This is a genomic window from Pseudobutyrivibrio ruminis CF1b (genome assembly GCF_000424005.1).
GTDB classification, from domain to species: domain Bacteria; phylum Bacillota; class Clostridia; order Lachnospirales; family Lachnospiraceae; genus Pseudobutyrivibrio; species Pseudobutyrivibrio ruminis_C.
The window spans coordinates 169,941-192,721 of record NZ_AUJB01000011.1 but is presented as its reverse complement, the minus strand read 5'-3'; the positions used below and the strand labels follow the sequence as shown (position 1 = coordinate 192,721).

The window sequence follows — 22,781 nt, the reverse complement described above, 5'->3', positions numbered from 1 at the left end:
ATACACAGTTGGGGATGTTCTATATTTTTTTTTAAAGAGTTACTTCTATAATATACCTTTTTTCTATAAGACAAAAAATCGGCAGCCCGTAGCGGACTGCCGAAAAATTATACAATATTAATTAGTGAGCAAGACCATGTGTTACTAAAAACTTTCTGTACTCTTCTGCCTCTGTCTGAGCCTTCATCTTCTTATCTGTAATTAATACACCATGCTTAACTGACTCTAAATCAGCTGTTCCATTAATCTCTGAGAAGTATACATCATAAGGTGAAATAACAATTGAAGGATCAACAAGTGATGTAACTGTGATGCCCCACTGTGAAGCAATGTGAAGTGTAGTTACAGGTCTTGTCTCTGTATCCTTTGTGTTGATGTAGTGACGATAGTAAGCAAGAATATCGTTTCCATAAGCTGCCTTTAAATCATCATATGCGCTAGCATAAGCGTCAACATTGAAGTCCTGGTTGCCCTGACGGCCTTCCCAGATACCTGTTGTGATGAAGTGATTGAATAATGCAGCTTCATCGTTACCATACTTAGCGTAAAGATCAGGATTGATGTATGCATAATATCCAGCGTCGAATAAAACCTTAAGTAATGCCTGGTCTTCTGCTGAAACTGTTCCGTAGTTAACCTTTGCAGAATCTTTTACCTGTGAGAGCTCTTCTGCCTGAGCTGTTGATGCGAATCCTAAAAATGTTGTAGCTGATAATACTGTGCAAATTGCTAATGCCAAAATGTTCTTTGTTCTCTTCATGGTTTGAATACCCCTTTCTCTGACTGGCGACCGTTATATCGCTGTTTCTGTTTGCGATAATATACCCTTCGTATAACTATTTCAACACCAAATACACACATGTTGTAGCCTTTCATATATTGTTCAATAAGTGTTCTAGTGGAAAAATGGTATATTTAGTCTTACCGTATATGGCAAAATCTGAGAAAAGTGGAGTAAATACACAACTGTGGATGTTCTATATTTTTTTATAAAAAAAGTATTGCTTTTAAATATAAGGGGGGTAAAAAAGACCTGGCGAAGTGTGCCAGGCCCTGTTACTTTCTAAACCGCTAGTAGTACATTGTTAATTTCCCAAATTCTCTAGTTTCTTTTTTAACTCGGCTATTATTGCATCTTTTTCTGCAAGTGCTGAATCTTTTTCTGCAAGTGCTGAATCTTTTTCTGCTAACTGTTTCTTATAGTAACTATGAAAATCGTTCTGAGTCTTATAGTAATCCTCTCTTGCTTGGCACTGAAGACGAACTTCTTCCTCTTTACTAAGCTTAAATACAGTCTCAGATGCTTTTTCAATTATAGGTTTTTTCTTTGCTAACATATGGATTTCCTCCCATGTAGTTGCAGTAAACAGCCTAGCCCAATAATCCAATCCATTAGTCTTGTCTTCTGCAGTAGCCATATCTATCTGAGTTAAGTCTAACACGTATAGTTGGATTTTGTCACTATATATCCGATGATTTTTCTCATTCATTAACTTATAGGAAGCAAAGAATTCTGGTGAATCTTCAAACAGTGTAAAGTTTAACAAGCCTACCTGAAGGCAAGTGTAGAACATCTTGGATTAACGCTTTCAACACCAGATTATTTTCCTGAAGAAGGGCTCTAAAAAAATAGAACAAAAATATAAAACAAAAACAAAAAAGCTCAAGATCATGAGCACGAGGATAATATCATATAACTTTTAAGGATGCAATATAATAAATGAGGGACCCGCGGAATGCGAGTCCCCCATTCGTGTAGGAATGTATTTTTTATACCTGGTTGAAGATATAAAAAGCTAGAATTTTGGTATTTCAATACCTATCCTGCTGAGAGTAGAGATATTTAATCACATTACTATGTAGAGATTCGGGTTAAGGAACAACGATAGCATTGGCTTCGCTAGGCTGCGATAAATGTGGTTGGGGGGTGTGACTACTTTTATCGCAGATGTGTCTACTTATAAGCTTTCTGGAGATACTTGCGATAATTGGTAATTAAAAAGGGGAGGGATTTTATCACTGAGGTAATTGGAAAGGTGCATTGTTTCGTTAGGCTGCGATAAATGGATTAGATGAGTTTATCGCGGGATGACTGTGAACTAGCTCTGCTTCGTTGGAACACGATAAATAGATATCGCAGAGGTGGCATGAAAAAGCTTAGTGGTGTGGATTTGCGATAATGGGTGTGGATTGAGTTGGTGATGTAGGATTGGGATGGAGATATTGGAGGTTGGGGATGGAAATTTTAGTTTATAGAGATAGGAAGATTTATGGGGATTTATGGGGATTTATGGGAAGTGGACACAAAGGAAATGGGAGGCCCGTGGATTACGACGGGTCTCCCATTCGTGTAGGAATGTATTTTTTATACCTGGTTGAAGATATAAAAAGCTAGAATTTTGGTATTTCAATACCTATCCTACTGAGAGTAGAGATATTTAACCACATTACTGTATAGAGATTAATGTTTACAGTTAGTTTGTTGGAAGACCATTAGCCTCAGTTACCTGATTATTAGCCTTATCCAAATTCTGCTGGGCAGTTGTCTTAGATGCATCAGCTGCAGCCTTAGCTTCATCTGCCTTTGTCTTGTTATCTTCAGCAGTTTCTAACTGACCTTCTACAGTCTCAGTTTGTGTTGCAGCACTTCCAACTGCAGCATTAGCTTCGGTCAATTCCTGCTGTGCCCAGCCAAGCGCGGTTTTTTCATTTCCATCAGGACTACCTGGTATTACTAAATTACCATTAGCATCTTTATCATATCCTGTTGTCTTTAAAGCATTAACTTCATCAGTGATTACATTCTTCTCGTTTGTGGCCTTGTTAACTTCTGCAGTTGCCTTTGCATTCTCAGTTGCTTGTGTCTCTTTTGCTTTACCCAATGCTTCGTTTGCAGTATCATAATCAGCCTTTGCCTTATCATTGGCATCTTTTGCTGTTGTAACATTCTGTTGTAAGGTTGAAAGCTTCTGTAAATTATCATCTGCAGTAGATTTTGCAGTAACCTTACTTTCATAATCTGTAACTGCAGCTGTAATTTGCTCTGATGTTCCAGCTTTCTTCTCGATAGCAATTAAAGCTCCATCTGTAGAAGATGTTGCATCAGGAGCTCCTGTTTTATATGCATAACTTTCCGCAACGGCTGGGGTTGCACCATCATCAGCTGCTGTATGTGTAATTAATGCTGCACTAGCATCAGCAACAGAATCATAACATCCATATTCTACTAATTTAGCTAGAGCTGCATCAATTTTATCTAATTCATCTTGTTTTGCACTTGATGTGGTAGCAGTTCCCCAATCAGTTATGGCGGTAGTAATCTTCGTCAACTCACTTGTAATTTGGCTATTTGTAGGAGCAGTCTGTTTTGCACGAGCAACTTCTCGAGTATTAACTGTTCCATCTTCGTTTACTGCAGATGCCACCATAGCCGTTAAAGCATTCTTGCTATCTGTAAGATTAGTTTCTGCTGAAGAAACCTGTCCTTCAAGAAAGTCTTTTCTAGCTTTTGTATTGGTTGCATCTACGGACGTTGCGCCTGAAGTTGTTACTTTTATTTCATTTAGAAGTGCTGTATTTGCATCGGCTAATGCTTTTCGTGTTCCAGCACTATCACTTGCTCCATAAACCGACTCAGCCGCGTTCAAAGCTGCAAGTGCATTACCCACAGCTGTTGCCTGCTCTGCTGCAACCTTTGTCTGATTCTGTTCTGCTTTTTCAACTGCCTGTTCTGCTGCGGCTATTCTAGCTTCACCCTTTTCAATCTGGTCATTAATTGCTGCCACTTTATCTGTTGCAGCAATCTTAGCAGCTGATGCCTGAGTCTGTGCCTCCTTAGCTGCTGCAAGTGCTACTTTTGCAGCTGTAACAGCCTCATCTGCCTTTTCTACTGCTGTAGTTGCATTTGTAACATTAGTGTTAGCTGCTAATAATTCATCCTTCGCTTTTTCAACTGCGTCCTTTGCGGCATCGACAGCGGCTGTCTTATTTGCCGAAGAAGGTGTAGTTTTTGCAGTTGCTATTTTACTTGTTGCTGTTTCTATAGCAGCTGTGGTGGCTGCATTTGCATCACTTACAGCCTTTGCAGAACCTGTAGATGCATTAGCAACTGCATCAATAGCTGTACCAGCAGCGGAATTCTTTGTTCCAACATCCTGAGCTGATACGTTACCATTAGCAGTAGCAAGTGCAGCATTAGCATCTTTTAGTGCCTTATCTGCTGATTCAGCTGCTTTAGCGGCTATATCGTAGGCCTCCTCAGCCTTTTCTACATCAGTCTTTGGGGCAGGTGTTACACTACTTGAACTTCCGCCTGAAGAGCCGCCTGAGCTGCCACCTGAACTTCCACCAGAAGCTGCAGCTGCCTTAGTTCCACCTGGTAAAATGTTCTCAGCTGGGAAACCACCCTGTGTTCTATGCTCTTTCTGACCAAGGTTTGCAAAGTGCTGATAATATAAAGCAATATTATCACCAAATGCTGCTGCAAGATCAGGATAAGCTGCCTTGTATGCATTAACATCAAAGTAAGGATTAATCTTTCTACCTTCGTTGATACCGAATGTCATAAAATGCTTAAATAAAGAATCAGCATTGTTACCGAAGACAGCAACTACATCTGGATAAAGCTTTGCATAAAGCTCAGCGTCAAATAACTGACGAAGTGGAGAATTGCTAAGATCGTCTGCGCTAGCAGCTCTGCCTTCATTCTTACCGAATGTGTTGTAATGCTGCTCTAAAGCCTTTGGAGTGTTACCTACAACAGCAACTACATCAGGATTCTGCTTTGCATAATATGCTGCATCAAATGCTGCGTAAGCTGGTACTGCTGTTGCAACTGTTGTTGCGGCAACTGTGAGTGCCATAAGTCTTACTAGTTTCTTGTTTCGTGTCATCTCTTTTAGCCCCTTTCTATACATTATTTTTTAATTTTTGACCGGATTCCTATTACATTCCCGCCTATAATTCGTATTTTAATAACTTGTATTACTTTTTGCAATACTTATAGTCATACTATACGTAATATTTCATAATATTTTCACACAATTTACAATTTATGTATAGAAATAATACAGCGTGTAATTTTGAGTGATGATTTTTATTATGGAAACATTCAAGAAATAAGGAGGCTAGATATGGCATTTCATTTAAAATCGGAGCGAAAAGAAACTGAGACTAAAACAATAAGATTCCCAGTTCCTCTTATCGAAAGAATAGAAAAAGCTATTGTGGGAAAAGAAGTGAGTTTCTCAGGATTTGTAATACAAGCCTGTGAATATGCTTTAGATAATATGGAGAAAGACAAAAAATAAAAGCGTATTGCGAAATGCAATACGCTTTTATTATATCTTCGTATGATTATACTGCTAAGAAGAACTTGATAAGGAAGAGAATTGAAATTACATATGTAAGTCCTGATACTTCCTTAGCCTTGCCTGTAAATACCTTGATGAATGTGTATGAAATCATTGCAAGACCGATACCATGTCCGATTGAACCAGAGATTGGCATACCGATAAGCATGATTGTTACAGGAACACAAACCGAAAGATCGTCGAAGTTAACCTTCTTAAGACCTGTCATCATAAGTACACCAACATAGATAAGAGCTGATGATGTAGCTGCTGCTGGAATGATTGCAGCGATTGGTGCAAGGAAGATGCAAAGAAGGAAAGCAATACCGCATGTAAGTGCTGTAAGACCTGTACGTCCGCCTGCCTCTACACCTGAAGCTGACTCGATGAATGTTGTTACTGTAGAAGTACCTGTGCAAGAACCAACGATTGTACCAACTGAATCTGAAAGAAGTGCTTCCTTCATGTTTGGCATGTTCCCCTCGCGGTCAACCATTCCTGCACGTGAAGCTGTACCTACAAGTGTTCCAATTGTATCGAACATATCAATGATACAGAATGTAATAACAAGTGTTACTGCTGTGAACCAACCCATCTGAGCAAGTCCAGCGAAGTTGAACTTGAAGAGTGTTGTTGAAGCCATATCGCCAAATGCTGGAACGAATGAAGCTGTTGCAAGTGAAGCAAATGGGTTGCTTCCAAGGAATACTGCATCGCATACCCAGTAAAGAACTGAAGCCGCAAGCATACCGATAATAACTGCACCCTTTACACCCTTAGATGCAAGAACAACAATTACGAAAAGACCAACGAACATTGTGATTGCTGAAAGAACCATTACTGGATAAGCATCTGTCATTGTGTCCTTAGCATAAGAAGCTGTAAGAGCTCCAAAGAAATCCTTCATTACAAAGAACTGATTGAAGTTTGAATCAGCAATGTAAACGTTAGAACCAAAACCAATGTTAAGAAGCATAAGACCGATAGCTGGTGAGATACCAAGTCTGATACCAAGTGGAATTGCATCAACGATCTTTTCACGAACATTAAGAAGTGAAAGGATAAGGAATACAACACCTTCGATAAGGATGATGCAAAGCATTGACTGGAATGACTGAACATAGCCCATTCCTGTTGTAGCAACTAACTGGCCAATAACGATTGCCATGAATGAGTTGAGACCCATACCTGGAGCAAGACAGAATGGCTTGTTAGCAAGAAACGCCATTACAAACATAGCAACTGCAGATGAAAGACATGTAGCAAGGAATACACCATTCCAGAGCTCTGCGCCACCTGCTCCATAGTTTGTAAGGATGTTTGGATTCAAGGCAATGATGTAAGCCATAGTCATAAATGTAGTGAGACCGGCGATCACCTCAGTCTTCACTGTAGTGTTGTTAGCACTAAGTTTGAATCTTTTTTCTAACATATTTTTTCTCCTTTATATTAAATATTTTTATAAAATATTTATTACACCTCATCAGTCAGCTCCGCTGACAGCTTCCCCTCAAGGGGAAGCCTATTTAATACTAGCCTTTACAAAAGCTGCGAATAATGGATGTGGCTTGTTTGGGCGGCTCTTAAATTCTGGATGGAACTGAACACCAACATGGAACTTGTTTGTAGAAACCTCTACTGCCTCTACTACTTCATCGTTAGGTGATGTACCAGAAATTGTAAGACCCTTTGATGTCATTACATCTCTATATGAGTTATTGAACTCGAATCTATGTCTGTGACGCTCAGAAATATTGTCCTCGCCATAAGCCTCGTGAAGCTTTGTATCTGGGCGAACTGCACATGGGTAAGCACCAAGTCTCATTGTACCGCCTTTACGAAGTACAGCCATCTGCTCTTCCATAAGGTCGATTACGCAGTTCTTTCCTGTGCTGTTGAACTCTCTAGAATTGGCATCCTCAAGACCGCAAACATTTCTTGCAAACTCGATAGCAGCAACCTGCATACCAAGACAGATTCCAAGATAAGGAATATCATTTTCACGTGCAAACTGACAAGCAATAATCTTTCCTTCGATACCTCTGTCACCGAAACCACCTGGTACTAAGATACCATCACACATGCCAAGTTTTTCTTTAACATTCTTCTTTGTGATTTCCTCTGAATCAACCCACTCAACTTCAACGTGAGCATTGTTTGCATAACCACCATGGTAAAGAGCTTCTCTAACTGAAAGATAAGCATCGTGAAGAGCAACATACTTACCAACGATAGCAATCTTTGTTGTCTTCTTAAGACCTTTGATTGTCTTAACCATGTCTTCCCATTCCTGAATCTTAGGCTCGCGATTCTCGAGGCCAAGCTCACGACAAACAACATCATCAAGACCATACTTATGCATCATAAGTGGTGCTTCGTATAAGCAATCAAGTGTATCATTCTCGATTACGCAGTCCTTCTTAACATTACAGAAAAGAGAAATCTTATCCTTAATAGACTGCTCAAGTGGATGATCAACACGGCAAACAATGATGTTTGGAGCGATACCAAGTGACTGAAGCTCCTTAACTGAGTGCTGTGTTGGCTTTGACTTGTGCTCCTCTGAACCTGAAAGCCATGGAACCAATGTAACGTGAATGAATAAGCAATTCTCGCGGCCCTTCTCAAGGGAAACCTGACGAATAGCCTCAAGGAATGGCTGTGACTCGATATCACCTGTTGTACCGCCAATCTCAGTAATAAGAACATCACAATCAGATGTCTCAGCACCCATGTAAATGAATCTCTTAATCTCTTCTGTGATATGAGGAATTACCTGAACTGTCTGTCCAAGGTACTCACCCTTTCTCTCACGATTAAGAACGTTCCAATATACTCTACCAGAAGTAAGATTTGAATATTTGTTAAGGCTCTCATCAATAAATCTCTCATAATGGCCAAGATCAAGGTCAGTCTCGGCTCCATCATCTGTAACGAAAACCTCACCATGCTGATATGGGCTCATGGTACCTGGATCTACGTTCATGTAAGGATCGAGCTTCTGTGAAGCTACCTTATATCCTCTCATTTTAAGTAGACGTCCTAAAGACGCAGCTGTAATACCTTTACCTAAACCTGATACTACACCACCAGTAACAAATACGTGCTTTGTCATGTTATACTCCTTCTATATTTATAAATTAATTACTCTGTACAGTTTCTTCCAAAAAGAAAAGGAGTCGAAACTTACACCTCTCTTGAAGGTGCAGCTCAACTCCAATATAAACAAATGTGATCTTCAACTAATTCAACATGTGATAGTCGACACATATTTCCTCCTGAAAATAAAAAAAAGCGTTTTTTTTTATGAGAAATGAGTTCTCATAAAAATGTACGCCCTGTACTTAAAGAATATACAACAAGGTTTAATTTTTGTAAAGGGGGCTCTCGGACAAATTTTCAGTTTTGTTTATTGTCATTTTTTTCAGCAACATTTATAATAGCTGAGGTTAGAATTTATACATATAATAAGAAAGAATAATAATGATTATGGAAAACAAACAGTTTAAACTCGGCATCGACATCGGCTCTACTACAGTAAAAATCGCCGTGTTAGATGAAGAAAACAATCTTTTATTTTCGGATTATCAGAGGCATTTCGCTAATATTCAGCAGACTCTTACCGATTTATTAACACAAGCCAAGTCAATGCTTGGAAAGATCGAGGTCAGACCTATGATTACAGGTTCCGGCGGACTCACTCTTGCAAAGCATCTTGGTGTTGAATTTGTACAGGAAGTAATTGCTGTTTCCACATCTCTTACTCACTATGCTCCACAGACAGATGTTGCTATCGAGCTTGGTGGTGAGGATGCAAAAATCATTTATTTTGAAAATGGAAATGTTGAACAGCGTATGAATGGTATCTGTGCTGGTGGTACAGGTTCTTTTATCGACCAGATGGCTTCACTTTTACAGACAGATGCTCCTGGTCTTAATACATATGCAAAGGATTATAAAGCTATCTATCCTATCGCTGCACGCTGTGGTGTATTTGCCAAGACAGATATTCAGCCTCTTATTAATGAGGGAGCTTCAAAGGAAGATCTTTCAGCTTCTATTTTCCAGGCAGTTGTTAATCAGACTATCTCTGGTCTTGCATGTGGTAAGCCAATCCGCGGACACGTTGCATTCCTTGGCGGTCCTCTTCACTTCCTAGATCAGCTTAAAGAAGCTTTCATTCGTACATTGAAGCTTGATGATGAGCATACAATTGACTTAGATAACTCACATCTTTTTGCTGCTATCGGTTCTGCTCTTAATTCAAAAGAAGAAAATCACGTTCCTATGGATGAGCTCATTGATAAGCTCTCTGAAGGAATCAAGATGGATTTCGAGGTTGCAAGACTTGAACCTCTCTTTGAATCAGAGGAAGATTTCCGTGAGTTCAAGGACAGACATGCATTAGCAGAAGTAAAGAAGGGTGACCTGGCTAATTATCATGGAAATGTTTACCTTGGTATTGATGCAGGTTCTACTACTACAAAGCTTGCTGTTGTAGGTGATGACGGAACACTTCTTTATTCATTCTACTCAAGCAACAATGGTAGCCCACTTGCTACATCCCTTAAGGCATTAAAAGAAATTTACTCTATCATGCCTGAGGATACACATATCGTACATTCATGCTCTACAGGTTATGGTGAGGCACTTTTAAAGGCAGCTCTCCAGCTTGATGACGGAGAAGTAGAGACAATCGCTCACTACTATGCTGCAGCATTTTTCAATCCTGAGGTTGACTGTATCCTTGATATCGGTGGTCAGGATATGAAGTGCATCCGCATTAAGAACGGTGTTGTTGATAGCGTTCAGCTTAACGAGGCTTGCTCTTCTGGTTGCGGTTCTTTCATCGAGACATTTGCCAAGTCACTTGATTTTAGCGTACAGGATTTTGCAGAGGAAGCTTTATTTGCTCTTAATCCAATTGACCTTGGAACACGTTGTACTGTATTCATGAATTCAAAGGTTAAGCAGGCTCAGAAGGAAGGTGCTTCAGTAGCAGATATTTCTTCAGGTCTTGCTTACTCAGTAATTAAGAATGCATTATTCAAGGTTATTAAGCTTTCTGATGCTTCAGAGCTTGGAAAGAATATCGTAGTTCAGGGTGGTACTTTCTACAACGATGCTGTACTTCGTTCACTTGAGAAGACAGCTGGTGTAAATGTTGTTCGTCCTGATATTGCAGGTATCATGGGTGCTTTCGGTTGTGCTCTTATTGCTAAGGAGCGTTATGAGGAAAATCCTACTACAACTACTCTTGGCATCGATGAGATTAACAGCCTTACTTTTGATACAAAGCTTACAAGATGTCAGGGTTGTGTAAACCACTGTCTCCTTACAATCAATCGTTTCTCTGGCGGACGTTCATTCATCACTGGAAACAGATGTGAAAAGGGTGCAGGCGGTGTTAAGAATAAGGAAAACATTCCTAACCTTTACGATTATAAATACAACAGATTATTTGATTATGAGCCTCTTACAGAGGAGGAAGCTACTCGTGGTACAGTAGGTATTCCTAGAGTACTTAACTTATACGAAAACTATCCTTTCTGGGCTACATTCTTCAAGGCTTTGAAGTTTAGAGTTGTATTATCTCCTCGTTCAAACCGTAAGGTTTACGAGCTTGGTATTGAATCAATTCCATCAGAGTCTGAGTGCTATCCAGCTAAGCTTGCTCACGGACATGTTCAGTGGCTTATCAACGAGGGAAATGTTGATTTCATTTACTATCCATGTATTCCATATGAAAGAAACGAGTTCCCAGATTCAAACAACCACTACAACTGCCCTATCGTTACTTCTTACGCAGAAAACATTAAGAATAACGTAGATGAGATTACTAGTGGAAATGTTCGTTTCCTTAATCCATTTATGGCATTTACAAGTGAGGACATTCTTGCTGCTCAGCTTGCAAAGGTATTTAAGGAAGAGTTTGATATTTCTGAGAGCGAGGTTCGTGCTGCTGCTCACGCTGCATGGCTTGAACAGGAGCATTTCAGAAATGATATGTATGCAAAGGGCGCTGAGGTTCTCAAGTATTTAGAGGAAACTGGCAGACACGGTATCGTTCTTGCTGGTCGTCCTTACCACGTAGATCCTGAGATTAACCACGGTATTCCAGAGCTTATTAACAGCTACGGTATCGCAGTTCTTACTGAGGATTCTATTTCAAACCTTGGTGAGGTTGAGCGTCCTCTTATCGTTATGGATCAGTGGATGTTCCACTCACGTATGTATGCCGCAGCAAACTATGTTAAGAAGCATGACAACCTCGATTTGATTCAGCTTAACTCATTTGGTTGTGGTCTTGATGCTGTTACTACAGATCAGGTTTCAGATATCCTTACTCACTCAGGTAAGATTTATACTTGCCTTAAGATTGATGAGGTTAACAACCTTGGTGCTGCACGTATTCGTGTTCGTTCATTACTTGCTGCACTTCGTGTAAAGAAAAAGAAGAAGCAGGAGCGCACAATCGTTCCAGCTAACTATAACCGTGTAATGTTTACAGAGGACATGAAGAAGAATTACACAATTCTTTGTCCACAGATGTCACCTATCCACTTCGATTTGATTGAGCCAGCATTTAATGCTGCCGGCTACAATCTTGTGGTACCAGACATCCCTACACGTACATGCGTAGATGTTGGTCTTAAATATGTAAACAACGATGCATGCTATCCTTCACTTATGGTTATCGGACAGCTTATGGCTGCCATCGACACAGGTGAGTTCGATATGAACCGCACAGCTCTTTTGATATCTCAGACTGGTGGTGGATGTCGTGCTTCCAACTACATCGGATTCATTCGTCGTGCACTTGCAAAAGCAGGTTATCCAGATGTTCCAGTTATCTCTCTTAACCTTAGCGGTTTAGAGCCAAACCCTGGATTTAAGCTTACACCAAGCCTTATCCAGCATGGACTTTACGCTCTCACATTCGGAGATATTCTTCTTCGTTGTGTTTACAGAGTTCGTCCATACGAAGCAGTTCCTGGTTCTACAGATGAGCTTCACGAGAAGTGGAAAAAGAAAATTGTAGAATTCGTTGGTACACCAAAGATGCTTTCACATAGAAAGTACAAGAAGATGTGCCGTGAGATGATTCGTGATTTTGATAATCTTCCTATCATAGAAGGACTTGTTAAGCCAAGAGTTGGTATCGTAGGTGAGATTCTTGTTAAGTTCCTTCCAGCAGCAAACAATCATCTTGCTGACTTACTTGAACAGGAAGGTGCTGAGGCAGTTGTACCAGATCTTACAGACTTCTTACTCTACTGCTTCTACGATTCAACATTTAAGGCTGATAATCTTGGAGCAAGCAAGATGTCTAAGCACATTGGAAATCTTGGAATTAAATTCTTTGAGTGGCTTAGAAGTGCTGCAAGAGATGAATTTAATAAGTCTAAGAGATTTACAGCTCCAGCTTACATTAAAGATACTGCTGAGCAGGCAAAGGATATTGTATCAATCGGAAATCAGACTGGTGAGGGTTGGTTCCTTACTGGCGAGATGCTTGAGCTCATTGAAAATGGAGCAAGCAATATTGTATGTATCCAGCCTTTCGGATGCTTACCAAACCATGTAGTTGGTAAGGGTGTAATCAAGAGAATTCGCCATGAGCATCCAGATGCAAACATTGTAGCCATCGATTACGATCCAGGTGCATCAGAGGTAAACCAGCTCAATAGAATTAAGCTTATGCTTTCTACAGCAAATAAGAATCTTAAGGATGCATAGATGACTATCCAAGACTTACATGCTTCCGCAAGCCATCTCCCATCTCAGAACCTTTGACTAAATGTCAAAGAACCTGAGCGGGGCCCTCTTGCTCGCGCTTGCCAAGGTTATGAAGTCATCTATGATAAACAAAAACGAAGCCAGCTTGTACGAATGTGCAGGCTGGCTTTTTACGTTATATGTTTGATGCGACGATGCGAAACTCGTATGGTTTGAGGTAGAAGTTATCTCGGTCGTATGCGTGATAGTTTCCGAAGATGATGCGGTCGCCATAGAACTCTACATGGCGATTTGATGAAGAGAGATTACAATAAATATAAAGGCGCTCTTCTTTTGCTTCCCTTGTGAATATGTACACGTCGTTTGGTGCTGCAACTCTTCTATAAATACCCTCTGTTATAGCTTTTGAATTTTTCCTGAATTCTATCATCTGCTTGTAGAAATTAAGGATACTATTTTCGTCCTCTGACTCTGCTTCCACATTAATGAATGATTTATTTTCATTAATCCTAAGCCAAGGTGTGCCGGTGGTAAATCCTGCATTTTCTGAAGAATCCCACTGGACAGGTGTCCTTGCATTATCACGGGATGTTCTTAGGATTAATTTTCTTCGAAGCTTATGTGTTAATAATAATCGCTTCATTGCCTGATTAACATTATAGGATTCGATATCTTTTATATCTCTTAGACCTATAAAATCTCCATTGGTCATTCCAATTTCTTCGCCTTCATAAATAAATGGAATCCCCTTAAGGCTGAGATTCAAACCGCATAAAAGCTTAGCACTCTTTTCCCAGTATTCCTTCGTATTTCCGAAGTGATTAACTGAACGAATCTGGTCATGATTTTCTAAATAGTTTGCAGGAAATTCTAAAGCGTTTTGCCATTTATCTAAAACTTTAATAAGCTTATTTGGCTTATACTGTTTTTTGAACCATTTTATTCCACCTCTGCTATCTACATCCATGTGTTCAAAGAAGAATATTGCATCCAATTCTCCTCTTTCTTCGTCACATAAAAGTTTGGCATCGTTTGGAGTAACAAATACTGTCTCACCAACTATAAAGGTCTTGTAATTTGACCATACATCTTTATTAAATCTCTTTAACAGCTCATGGCACCCTTCAGTGTTAAGATAATGCTCACGACCTGTAAGAATAAATCTTCGTCTTCCGTTATTAATAGAATTCTTATAAATGATATTTATCACATCACATCTGAAACCAGATATTCCCTTATCAAGCCAGAAGCGCATTACATCTGTAATCTCATCATAAACATCTGGATTTCGCCAATTTAAGTCTGGCTGCTTCTCACTGAATAAATGTAGATAGTAATCCCCATCCTCAGTTTTGGTCCATGTTTTATTTCCAAAGAAAGAACCCCAGTTATTAGGTGTGTCACTAAAGAAATAATAGTTCCTGTACTTTTGGTCTCCTGCAAGGGCCTTCTTAAACCATTCGTGCTCATCAGAAGTATGGTTAATAACCAGGTCCATAATAATTCTTATGCCTAGTCTCTTTGCGCGACTGATTAGTCGTTCCATATCCTCCATTGTGCCGTATTCGGGATTTATGTCTTTATATTCAGAAATGTCGTAGCCATTATCATAGCCTGGGCTCGGATAGACTGGGCTGAGCCAAATGACGTCAACCCCCAGATTCTTTAGATAATTAAGTTTAGAAATGATGCCCGGCAAGTCTCCTATACCGTCACCATTACTATCACAGAATGAGCGCGGATATATTTGATATACAACCGCGTTCTTCCACCATTTTTTTGTACCAGTTGTGGCCATACCGTTCCCCCAATGTGCTCATACGCAATAAAATACCTATGCGCTCTCCCCATAGACCTATAATAAAGTAAAGTACATAGTTTTTCAACAATTTCATCACACAATCATCACATCAGTTACTAATTATTGCGACAAATGGTATATTTTCATAATAATAGTAAAAAAACGGCAGACTCATCCGTCTGCCGTTATAGATTTATGCAAGTGCACAACCTCTAATTTTTATAACAATTCTTATTTTGTGAGTAACATCATAATCTTATTTGAACGTGCTACAAATTCTGTCATAGCCTCTGGCGAAAGAGGTGCGTTAGCAATCTTTGCTAAATCATAAAGCTGAGCTGCAAATGTAGGTACGTTCTCTGAATCCTTATTGTTAAGGATGTACTGAACTAAGTCGTTGTTTGCATTAAGCACAAGAGTCTCTGATGCAGAACCAAACATGTTCATATCCATGCCACCCATAGCGTACATTCTCATCATATCCTGCATACGACGGCTCTCCTCTGATACTGTAAGCATAGAAGAAAGATCCTTGTTCTTAAACTTCTCAACCTTAACCTCGAGACCTTCGTTGTTAAGTGCCTTACGGAATACATCTGTAAGTGTCTCTGTCTCTGCCTTAAGCTCGTCCTCTGCTGTCTCCTCAACCATAGTGTCAGTAACATCAGCATCGATACGACAGAACTTATAATTCTCATTGCGCTGCTCAAGCTGTGTGATGAATGATGTATCAATAGCGTGGTCAAGAATAACTGCATTCTGTCCCTGCTCCTTGAACATATTTACATACTGAGACTGCTGCTGAAGATCTGTTACATAGTAAACTGTCTTACGAGTATCCTCTGGCTCCTTTGTGTCGTCAGCATCTTTATTTTCCTCTACAACCTCTGCCTCTACAGCCTCGCCATTTTCATCTGTAGCCTTCTCTTCTTCCTTAACAAGAAGCTCTGGAAGTGTAGTGTACTTATCATTAATATCCTTGAATAAGATGTAGTCGTTCATCTTATCGCAGAACTTTGTATCCTTTAAGCAACCAAACTTGATGAATGGAGCGATGTCGTCCCAATACTTCTCGTAAGATTCCTTATCAGTCTTGCACATACCTGTAAGCTTGTCAGCAACCTTCTTTGTGATGTACTCAGAAATCTTTGTAACAAAGCCATCATTCTGAAGTGCAGAACGAGATACATTAAGTGGAAGATCTGGACAGTCGATAACACCCTTAAGAAGCATTAAGAACTCTGGGATAACTTCCTTAATGTTATCAGCGATGAATACCTGATTGTTGTAAAGCTTGATAGTACCTTCGATTGAATCATACTCTGTATTAATCTTAGGGAAGTATAAGATACCCTTAAGATTAAATGGATAATCCATGTTAAGGTGAATCCAGAAAAGTGGCTCCTTATAATCATGGAATACGTCGCGATAGAATGCCTTGTAATCATCATCTGTACACTCTGATGGAGACTTAGCCCAGAGTGGCTGTGTCTCATTAAGAGGTGTAGGCTCGATTACATTTCCGTCATCATCCTTCTTTGGCTCCTCACCCTTCTTTGAAAGATAAATTTCTGTAGGCATGAATGAGCAGTACTTTGTGATAACTTCTCTTGCTCTGTATTCGTTAGCAAATTCTAAACAATCTTCGTTTAAGAATAATGTGATTTTGGTACCTACCTGATCCCAGTCGCCATCTCCCATCTCGAACTCTGTACCACCATCACATTCCCAGTGAACAGCTGTAGCGCCATCCTTATATGAAAGTGTATCGATGTGAACCTCATCAGCTACCATGAAGGCTGAGTAGAAACCAAGACCGAAGTGTCCAATAATCTGATCACTATCTGCCTTGTCCTTATATTTCTCGAGGAAGTCTGTAGCACCAGAAAATGCAATCTGATTGATGTACTCATCTACCTCTTCAGATGTCATTCCAAGACCATTATCAATGAATGTAAGAGTCTTATCTTCAGGACTAACGATGACCTGAATCTTTGCCTTGTAATCAAGTGGAAGAGAATACTCTCCCATCATATCTAACTTCTTAAGCTTTGTGATTGCATCACAACCATTTGAAATAAGCTCTCTATAAAAAATGTCGTGATCACTGTATAACCACTTCTTAATTACTGGGAAAATATTCTCACTTGTAATAGATAAACTACCTTTTTTATTACTCATAATTTCTACTCCTTCTCTCGCTGTTACACTAACAAGCATGATGATTTCTACACTCGGCTGAAGAAAGCCTCGCTTAAGAAATATCATAGCTTGTTAGTTACAGCTATTTTCACTAAAACTTATGATAATACTGCATGTTTACGAAGTCAATAGAAAATTAGCACTCTTTTTACGAGAGTGCTAATAATGAGTAAAAAAAGAGCTGTATCGTATATACGATACAGCTCTACGCTACGTCATAATAAAACAAAATCTTAAAGCTCTACTGATCCCACACTGTCCTTATTAGCTACATAATAAATTCTACGCTCTTCAGGCTTGATATAGATGCTGATCTCTTCAAGAGTCTTACCCTTGTAATCCTTCTTGAACTGAGCCTGTGCTTTCTTTAAGCACTCAGCCTCTGTAAACTCACGATCCTGATACTGAACAACTGCTGTTGTTGCAACTGCTTTTTTCTTTGCTGTAGCTTTCTTAGCTGTAGTCTTTTTAGCAGTTGTTTTCTTTGCAGCTGTCTTCTTAGCAGGAGCTTTCTTAGCAGCTGCTGCCTTCTTTGTTGCTACTTCTTTCTTTACTTCAGCTACACCTTTTTTTGTAGCTTCAGATGCACTAGCTACTGCAGACTTAACAGTTGTAGCTGCAGATGCTGCAGACTTCTTTACATCATCAACTGTAACCTTTGCATTTGTTACCATTTTTTCACCCTCCTATTTGAGCAATAAAAGTTTTTGTTTTTTATTTAAATAGTATTATAGTCATTCTTTCTTTTAAATGCTAGTCTATTGTGAAAATTTTCTACCAATTTAACAATAAAAAACAAATTATAAAATGGATTTAATACAAAGTGCACTTATAATTTATAAATACTCATTTAATGTTTCAAAAAAACTTGCACTTGTAAGTTCAGAAACATCATCCGTAAATACGATATTGTTCCAAAGTTCTGTGTTCATATCTGAGAAGTTTTTTTCTTCCAAATCTGTCACAATATCTTCCAAAACCTGCTGACGTCTTTTCTCAATTATGACCTCTTTATTTGCCTCTGATAATTCCTCATTATATTTATCCAGGCACTGGAAGAAATAATATCCATTGTCAGCAGAAATTGCAGTGGAAACTTCCTCTGTATCAAGGTTGAAAACTACGTCGTCAATTTCTTTTGAGTACTCTCCTCTTGCAAATGTAACCTGATAAGAATCAAGCTCTGTATATGTAGATGCAAGACGTTCAAAAGTGTATCCGTAATCAATCATACCCTGGATTTCATTTGCTTTTGCTTCGTCCGATACAAACAAAACAAATGCTTCCATAACTCGTGCTTCGTCTTCAGAAACTTCCTCATCAACTGAGTTCATAAGTTCCTTATAAACCTTTGTAGCAAGAGCATATTTTTTGTATGCGTTTGCTACATCTTTTTTTCTCACTCCAGTGAAAGAACGCTCTGCAGAATTTAGTGAAGAGTAATATTCTTTAGCTGCATCTTCGCATGCTTTTTCTTCTTTTTCTGAGAGAGTAATTTCCTTCTCCTGAGCATATAAATTTAATACGTAAACACGTGTTAAATGTTCAATGGTTAAATCCTTAATTGAACCTGTCATTGTGTCAGTATCAAAATCTTCTGTCCAAAGATTCACACCATCAACTGAACCATAAATATTTTTCTCATTTAAAAGATATAAAAGTGCTTCCTTTTTTGAGCACTTCATGTCACCAATTTTGAACACTGTATTTCTCCCACTGGAGGTGTCAAAATACACTGTCTTATCCTGAAATGTGCAGGCAGAAAATGACAATGAAAGTGATGCCACAAGACAGGCTGCACAGATTCTTTTTACTAACTTCATTTCTATCCCTCTACAATAAGATATCTTCCGTCGCCAATGGCAAAAACTTCCTCAGAAGAAAGAATCTCATCTTCTGACATTCCTGAGATATCCATTGCATCTTCAAGATATTCCATTACTTCTTTTTTATTTTTACATACAGTGGCACAAACGTCCTCTAAAAACTCTGCGGCCTCCTGCTCATCTTCAGCTACCTTTTCTGGGAAGAGCTTAAGCTGGTTGTCAAGAAAAGCCTTGATTGTTAATTTGTCGTACATATCGTAACTCCTTTCTCTAATGCGAAGGAATATAGAAGCATTTCCTTCACAGGGGTGTTGTAAGCTTTTTCGATTGCAGACTTGTATAACTGCAACTGCTTTTCATATCTTAGCACTAATTGATTATCCTCGTCTACTCTATCTGTCTTATAATCCAGAAGAACTATTCCATCATCTTCCTGGAAGAAAACATCGATAATTCCCTGTACTAAAATCAGCTCATCTGATGCTGTTTGATCGTCAAATAAATCTCTTCCATTGCTTCCAAAAACGAAAGGTTTTTCTTTGAATAAAAGACCTTTTTCAGCAGCAAGGGACATACGCTTTGCTATGTCATCAGATAAGAATTTTTTCAGCTTATATGTATTGATTCTGTTCTGCTCATCATCGGAAAGCATATGAACATCTTTCATATATTTGAGCTGCTCGTCAAAAGACTTCTCATAGTCAGCTCTGGCAAAATCAAAGCATTCCATAAAGCGATGCATGGCTGTTCCATAAAGAGCACCTGCAGGAATTTTGGAACCAGAATCATCCCCTGCCTCCTCATTTATTTCTGCTCTCATAAATGCTGGAATATAACTTTCTTCTTCATGATGAATAAAGGCTGGTGCTGCATCTAAATTCTGTTCATAAACAGATTCCATGGCGCTATGTTTGATTTCAGAAACAGAATACTTGCTCTTATATTTGCTGTCCTCTATAGCGTCATATTTAAATGACAACGTATTTACGATTTCATTATCAGATGAAAGCTGGGCGTCATCCACCAAGCGCTGAATAGCATTTTTTGCATCCTCGCGAAGAATAGCTCGCTCTACTTCGTCAACAAACAGCTGACCACATTCCACAACTGTCTTATTGTATGAAACTCCTGAAGCATTTAATCCGCGAATCATCAACTCGATTGCAGACTGCGCCTTCTCCTTTGTAAGATAATCAATCACAGAACCAGTAGCAGTAAATCCATCGATAATTTCCACCACCGATTTTTTCGTGGTAGGTTTCATGGTGGCTGTGATAATCAGCTTATCAACCGGTCGTGTAAGAGCTACATAATACTTCCTGAAAAATTCGCCCTTGGCGCTTTCATTAAGCTTTGTTTTCACAATGCTATAGAAAGGTGTGGTGCAGCTGATTCTGGTACGTGGATTTTGATAATTAAGGGCAAGACCCAGGCTATCGTCGTAGCAAAATTTACCACCTTCATTCGCCATTCCACGCCCACATCCACTTACAAAAACAACAGGGAATTCCAATCCCTTACTTTTGTGGATGGTCATGATTTTTACTGCATCATCATTCTCTCCTACTGTCTTTGCAAGGCCTAAATCTTCTTCGTATGTACGAAGTCCCTCGATGTATTCTACAAAACGTGAGAGACCCTTGAAACTGGTTCCTTCGAAGCTGACTGCCTCATCCACAAGCTTTTCCAAATTGGCATAAGCCATCTTTCCAAGAGGAAGTGAGCGGACATAAAGACCATATCCTGTCTCCTCTAAAAGCATTTCGATAACCTCATGGATAGGTGTGTCGATAGCAATATCTCTGAATCGATTTAATGTATCAAGAAACTTTTCAATGTCCTCAGAAGGTTTCTTTTCCTGATAAGAAATCAGGCAGTTATATAAAAAACCATTTGGCTCTGTAGAGCGAATCTGCGCCAGTCTGTTTGAGGAAAATCCAAACATAGGCGAGTGTAAAACGGCAGCAAGAGGAATGTCATTAAATGGATTATCAATGCAGGTAAGCATAGATAAAACTGTCTCAATTTCCTCTCGCTCAAAAAAGCCCGTCTCTTCAGCCACATAGGCTGGTATTCCTTTTTCTTTAAGGACACTTATAAATTTTTCTGCGTGACCTTTTACTGCCGACATAAGAATAACTATGTCGGAATATTTCATAGGACGAAGCTCTCTCTCATCTCCATTTTTGAAGCTGACCTGGAAATTGTCCCTTTTCAATTCTTTAATTCTCTTTGCAACAACCAGTGCCTCCAAGGACTCTGCATCTTCGATGGAAAGTTCTCTCATTGCTTCACTGTCCTGAGCGGCAACAATAATCTCAGATTCGTATGTTTTACTGTCGCCCTTGAATTTATCATCTCCAACCTTAAGAGCAGCTCTCTCATCGTAAATTACGCCACCCATATCTGCCTGCATAAGTGGTGCAAAAATCTGATTGCAAAAATTCAGTACCTCTCCACGGCTTCGGAAATTGTAATCTAAATCAATTCGAACTGAATCAGCATTTTCATCATCCATAGGGTAAGAATAAAGCTTCTCAATAAACAGCTTCGGGCTGGCCTGTCTGAAAGCATAGATGGACTGCTTTACATCACCTACTGTAAAGTAATTATTTCCAGAGGTAATAGCTGTAAGAATCTGCTCCTGAAGCTCATTTGAATCCTGATACTCATCTACCATTACCTCTTTAAAATGGTTGGCAAGCTCCACTGCCACAGGACGAATCTCGTGCTCTTTTGAATCCTTATTTCTCAAAATCTCCAATGCCATATGTTCAATGTCATTGAAGTCATATATATTCTTTTTCTCCTTCATTTTAAGGAGTGTGTCAGTGTAGTCCTGGGTAAATCTAATAAGTGATGTAGCCTGTTTTTTCACAAATGAAATACAGTCAAATAATTCATCGGGATTCATGGCAAAGAAATCCTTTGCGTATTCGCTAATGACACCCTTATATAAATCCCTTATTTCTCTGATGCGGTCTATCTCGTCTGGATTAAGTGGAGTCTTTCTTGCATTCCAGGTTACTGGAGAAAAACCTGCATATAATCCGACTTTTTCCCGATATGTTTTTGCATTTAAAATAGCCTGAATATATGAATATTCCTCAGAAATGATGGTTCCATCTTTAGAAGAATAATCGCCATTATAAAGCTTCATCAATGGCTCAAGACGCTTTAAAAGATCCGATAAAACAAGGTCTGTTGTCCTGATAATACACTGTATAAATTCACTTTCTTCCAGCTCTTCCTCTGATGCAATATCGTATATACGAAGTGCATCCTGATACCATTCATGTGGCCATGGATAGCTTTGTGCCTTTGCATGAAGATCAAAAACCATCTTCTTTAAAGTGTCAGTTTTGCGACCTGAAATATATGCATCTGCAAGAAGTCTAAACTCCTCATCAGCATCTTCAAGATACTTGCTAAGAAGCTCATCAAAGACCTGATCTGCAAGCATTTTTAGCTCACCCGTTGTGCCAATTCTAAAGGATGGTTCCTGGTCGATTTCATAGAAATAATTCTTTACAATCCAGCTACAAAAACTGTCGATGGTCCTGATATGGGCGCTGTGAATCAAAGTAGCCTGAGCCTTGATGCGCTTGTCGCTACCCTTTTCTGAAACAGCCTTATCGATGGCCTGACGAATTCTGTCCTTCATCTCCGCTGCGGCAGCATTGGTGAAAGTAACAACCAAAATTCTGTCTACATCGATAGGATTTTTCTCATCAAGAATTTCAGATATTATACGCTGCACAAGTACGAAAGTTTTACCACTACCTGCAGCAGCACTGACCAACATATTTTTATTTCTGGTATCCCTTACCTTTTCCTGTTCTTTAGTAAGACCCACGTTTA

Annotated in this window: 14 protein-coding genes; 3 read left to right on the top strand and 11 right to left on the bottom strand. The window is 39.2% G+C overall.

Annotated features, from left to right (window positions below; all coding sequences use genetic code 11):
• Positions 1-121: 121 nt before the first annotated feature.
• Both G592_RS17085 and G592_RS0110660 read right to left on the bottom strand, forming a co-directional pair.
• Positions 122-760, bottom strand: coding sequence for a hypothetical protein (locus tag G592_RS17085; RefSeq protein WP_028247808.1), 639 nt, complete (start codon positions 758-760; stop codon positions 122-124).
• Positions 761-1,085: 325 nt separating this feature from the next.
• On the bottom strand, positions 1,086-1,574 hold the full coding sequence (locus G592_RS0110660) for a PD-(D/E)XK nuclease family transposase (RefSeq protein ID WP_028247807.1): 489 nt from the start codon (positions 1,572-1,574) through the stop codon (positions 1,086-1,088).
• A gap of 662 nt (positions 1,575-2,236) precedes the next feature.
• On the opposite strand from G592_RS0110660, the gene G592_RS17585 reads away from it, so the two are divergent.
• Positions 2,237-2,395, top strand: coding sequence for a hypothetical protein (locus G592_RS17585; RefSeq protein ID WP_155942197.1), 159 nt, complete (start codon positions 2,237-2,239; stop codon positions 2,393-2,395).
• 79 nt (positions 2,396-2,474) lie between these two features.
• Here G592_RS17585 and G592_RS0110650 read toward each other — a convergent pair whose 3' ends face one another.
• The gene (locus G592_RS0110650; protein WP_028247806.1) at positions 2,475-4,892 is read right to left on the bottom strand and encodes a hypothetical protein; all 2,418 of its coding nucleotides are present in this window, start codon (positions 4,890-4,892) and stop codon (positions 2,475-2,477) included.
• Positions 4,893-5,132: 240 nt separating this feature from the next.
• Between G592_RS0110650 and G592_RS17715 the strand changes: the two genes are divergently transcribed.
• On the top strand, positions 5,133-5,309 hold the full coding sequence (locus G592_RS17715; protein WP_196801839.1) for a YlcI/YnfO family protein: 177 nt from the start codon (positions 5,133-5,135) through the stop codon (positions 5,307-5,309).
• 46 nt (positions 5,310-5,355) lie between these two features.
• Here the strand turns inward: G592_RS17715 and G592_RS0110640 are convergent, their stop codons facing one another.
• Both G592_RS0110640 and G592_RS0110635 read right to left on the bottom strand, forming a co-directional pair.
• Positions 5,356-6,783 (bottom strand): NCS2 family permease, encoded by a 1,428-nt coding sequence (locus G592_RS0110640; RefSeq protein ID WP_028247805.1) that lies wholly within the window; start codon positions 6,781-6,783, stop codon positions 5,356-5,358.
• Positions 6,784-6,873: 90 nt separating this feature from the next.
• Positions 6,874-8,466: a CTP synthase gene (locus G592_RS0110635; protein WP_028247804.1), complete on the bottom strand. Its 1,593-nt coding sequence runs from the start codon at positions 8,464-8,466 to the stop codon at positions 6,874-6,876.
• A 374-nt stretch (positions 8,467-8,840) separates the two neighbouring features.
• Between G592_RS0110635 and G592_RS0110630 the strand changes: the two genes are divergently transcribed.
• On the top strand, positions 8,841-13,091 hold the full coding sequence (locus G592_RS0110630) for a 2-hydroxyacyl-CoA dehydratase (protein ID WP_028247803.1): 4,251 nt from the start codon (positions 8,841-8,843) through the stop codon (positions 13,089-13,091).
• Positions 13,092-13,266: 175 nt separating this feature from the next.
• Here G592_RS0110630 and G592_RS0110625 read toward each other — a convergent pair whose 3' ends face one another.
• The 6 genes from G592_RS0110625 to addA form a co-directional block, all read right to left on the bottom strand.
• Positions 13,267-14,889, bottom strand: coding sequence for a glycoside hydrolase family 13 protein (locus G592_RS0110625; protein WP_028247802.1), 1,623 nt, complete (start codon positions 14,887-14,889; stop codon positions 13,267-13,269).
• Between the two features lie 234 nt (positions 14,890-15,123).
• Positions 15,124-17,073, bottom strand: coding sequence for a molecular chaperone HtpG (gene htpG, locus G592_RS0110620; RefSeq protein WP_028247801.1), 1,950 nt, complete (start codon positions 17,071-17,073; stop codon positions 15,124-15,126).
• A gap of 254 nt (positions 17,074-17,327) precedes the next feature.
• Positions 17,328-17,768: a DUF6465 family protein gene (locus G592_RS16300; RefSeq protein ID WP_051194878.1), complete on the bottom strand. Its 441-nt coding sequence runs from the start codon at positions 17,766-17,768 to the stop codon at positions 17,328-17,330.
• A 162-nt stretch (positions 17,769-17,930) separates the two neighbouring features.
• The gene (locus G592_RS0110610) at positions 17,931-18,917 is read right to left on the bottom strand and encodes a peptidylprolyl isomerase (RefSeq protein WP_051194877.1); all 987 of its coding nucleotides are present in this window, start codon (positions 18,915-18,917) and stop codon (positions 17,931-17,933) included.
• 2 nt (positions 18,918-18,919) lie between these two features.
• Complete coding sequence (locus tag G592_RS0110605; RefSeq protein ID WP_028247799.1) at positions 18,920-19,174, bottom strand: hypothetical protein; 255 nt, start codon at positions 19,172-19,174, stop codon at positions 18,920-18,922.
• On the bottom strand, positions 19,159-22,776 hold the full coding sequence (gene addA / locus G592_RS0110600) for a helicase-exonuclease AddAB subunit AddA (protein ID WP_028247798.1): 3,618 nt from the start codon (positions 22,774-22,776) through the stop codon (positions 19,159-19,161). The genes G592_RS0110605 and addA overlap by 16 nt, the downstream gene beginning before the upstream one ends.
• Positions 22,777-22,781 lie beyond the last annotated feature (5 nt).

Excerpts from the sequence above, each read along its gene's own strand:
- G592_RS17085 (WP_028247808.1), bottom strand. The coding sequence starts at position 760 with ATGAAGAGAACAAAGAACATTTTGGCATTAGCAATTTGCACAGTATTA.
- G592_RS0110650 (WP_028247806.1), bottom strand. The coding sequence starts at position 4,892 with ATGACACGAAACAAGAAACTAGTAAGACTTATGGCACTCACAGTTGCC.
- G592_RS0110610 (WP_051194877.1), bottom strand. The coding sequence starts at position 18,917 with ATGAAGTTAGTAAAAAGAATCTGTGCAGCCTGTCTTGTGGCATCACTT.
- htpG (WP_028247801.1), bottom strand. The coding sequence starts at position 17,073 with ATGAGTAATAAAAAAGGTAGTTTATCTATTACAAGTGAGAATATTTTC.
- G592_RS0110660 (WP_028247807.1), bottom strand. The coding sequence starts at position 1,574 with ATGTTCTACACTTGCCTTCAGGTAGGCTTGTTAAACTTTACACTGTTT.
- G592_RS0110605 (WP_028247799.1), bottom strand. The coding sequence starts at position 19,174 with ATGTACGACAAATTAACAATCAAGGCTTTTCTTGACAACCAGCTTAAG.
- G592_RS0110625 (WP_028247802.1), bottom strand. The coding sequence starts at position 14,889 with ATGGCCACAACTGGTACAAAAAAATGGTGGAAGAACGCGGTTGTATAT.
- G592_RS0110640 (WP_028247805.1), bottom strand. The coding sequence starts at position 6,783 with ATGTTAGAAAAAAGATTCAAACTTAGTGCTAACAACACTACAGTGAAG.
- G592_RS0110630 (WP_028247803.1), top strand. The coding sequence starts at position 8,841 with ATGGAAAACAAACAGTTTAAACTCGGCATCGACATCGGCTCTACTACA.
- G592_RS16300 (WP_051194878.1), bottom strand. The coding sequence starts at position 17,768 with ATGGTAACAAATGCAAAGGTTACAGTTGATGATGTAAAGAAGTCTGCA.
- G592_RS17715 (WP_196801839.1), top strand. The coding sequence starts at position 5,133 with ATGGCATTTCATTTAAAATCGGAGCGAAAAGAAACTGAGACTAAAACA.
- G592_RS17585 (WP_155942197.1), top strand. The coding sequence starts at position 2,237 with ATGGAAATTTTAGTTTATAGAGATAGGAAGATTTATGGGGATTTATGG.
- G592_RS0110635 (WP_028247804.1), bottom strand. The coding sequence starts at position 8,466 with ATGACAAAGCACGTATTTGTTACTGGTGGTGTAGTATCAGGTTTAGGT.